Here is a 1,686-nt window from a genome sequence, read left to right as displayed (position 1 = left end):
GGGTGAGGGTCGGGCGGGCGGACCGGTCGACGCGCAGCGCGCGCAGGGCGTTGAGGATCACGGCGACGTCGATGCCCTCCTGGAGCAGCGCGCCGGCGGCGGGCGGCAGCAGGCCGAAGGCGGCGGCCGCCATCGCGGCCAGCGACATGAGCATGCCCCCGGCCGCGCTCTGCACGGCGATGCGGCGGGCGCGCTGGGCGATGACCACGGCGTCACCGAGGCGGTCGACCCGGTCGGTGGTCAGCACGATGTCGGCCGCCTCCGACGAGGCGGTGGAGCCGTGGGCGCCCATGGCGACGCCGATGTCGGCGGTGGCCAGCGCGGGGGCGTCGTTCACCCCGTCGCCGACCATGACGGTGACCGCCCGCTCCCGCTCCTCGCGGACGGCGGCGACCTTGCCCGCCGGGGTCAGCTCGGCGCGTACGCCGTCCAGGCCGAGGACCGCGGCGACCTCGCGGGCCGGTGCCTCCCGGTCGCCGGTGAGCATCAGCAGCCGGCTGATACCGGACGCGCGCAGGGCGCGCAGGGTGCGCGGGGCGTCGTGCCGTACCGGGTCGCGCAGCAGGACGGCGCCGGCCGGTTCCCCGTCGACGGTGAGCCAGGCGACGGCGGCGCCGTCGAGGAGCGCCCGGTTCTCGACCGCCCTGGCCCAGGCAGGCCGGCCAGCCGCGGCGTCCACCCGGCCGACGGAGACGCGGCGCCCCTCCACGGTGCCGGTGGCGCCCCAGCCGGGTTCCTCCGTCACATCCGTCGGCACCGGGAGCGCCAGGCCGCGTTCCCTGGCGGTGTCGACAATCGCCCGGGCGAGGACGTGCGGCGAGTACTGGTCGACGGAGGCGGCGAGGCGCAGCACCTCCGCGGGTGTGGTGTCCGGGGCGGCCGCGACGTCCAGCACCCGGGGGCGGCCGCCGGTGAGGGTGCCGGTCTTGTCGAGCAGGAGGGTCCGGGCGCGGCCCAGGTTCTCCAGCGCGCCGCCGTCGCGGATGACCACGCCCAGCCGGGAGGCGCGGGAGAGTCCGGAGACGATGGCGACCGGCGCGGCCAGCAGGAGCGGGCAGGGCGTGGCCACGACCAGGACGGCCACGGCACGGACCGGGTCGCCGCTGACCAGCCACGCGGCGCCCGCCACCAGGAGCGAGAGGGGCAGGAACCAGGCCGCGTACCGGTCGGCGAGCCTGACCACCGGCGCCGACTCCGCTCCGGCCTGCCGGGCGAGCCGCACGATCCCCGCGTAGGTGCTGTCCTCCTCGGTGGCGGTGGCGCGCAGTTCGAAGGCGCCGCCCGCGTTGACCACGCCGCTGCGGACCGGCTCGTTCCGGGGGCGTACGACCTGCAGCGACTCCCCGGTCAGGACCGACTCGTCCAGGACCGCCTCGGTGCTCTCCACCCGGCCGTCGACGGGCACGACCTCGCCTGCGCCCACCACCAGCAGGTCGCCGGCGGCGACCCGGTCGAGGGCGACGGTCTCCACCCCGGTGTCGGTGCGGCGGCGCGCCGAGCGGGGGGCGTGTTCCAGCAGGGCGCGCAGGTCGTGCGAGGCCCGGCGCTGCGCGGCGGACTCCAGGGTGCGGCCGGTGGCGAGCATCAGCGCGATGAGCGCGCCGGCCAGGTACTCGCCCACCGCGAGTGTGCCGCCGAGCGCGAGGACGGCGATCAGGTCCACCCCCGCCCTGCCCTGCCGCAGGG

1 protein-coding gene is annotated in these 1,686 nt (G+C 77.8%); it reads right to left on the bottom strand.

What is annotated here, in order from left to right; genetic code table 11:
* Positions 1-1,684 (bottom strand): heavy metal translocating P-type ATPase (locus GL263_RS26075; RefSeq protein ID WP_228456839.1); only part of this gene is annotated, 1,684 nt, incomplete at its 3' end.
* Positions 1,685-1,686: the final 2 nt, after the last annotated feature.

Origin of the sequence: Streptomyces durbertensis (genome assembly GCF_014156695.1) — a bacterium.
In the GTDB taxonomy this organism is placed as follows: Bacteria; Actinomycetota; Actinomycetes; order Streptomycetales; family Streptomycetaceae; genus Streptomyces; species Streptomyces durbertensis.
The sequence above is the reverse complement of the archived record's forward strand: the minus strand, read 5'-3'. Positions and strand labels throughout refer to the sequence as shown.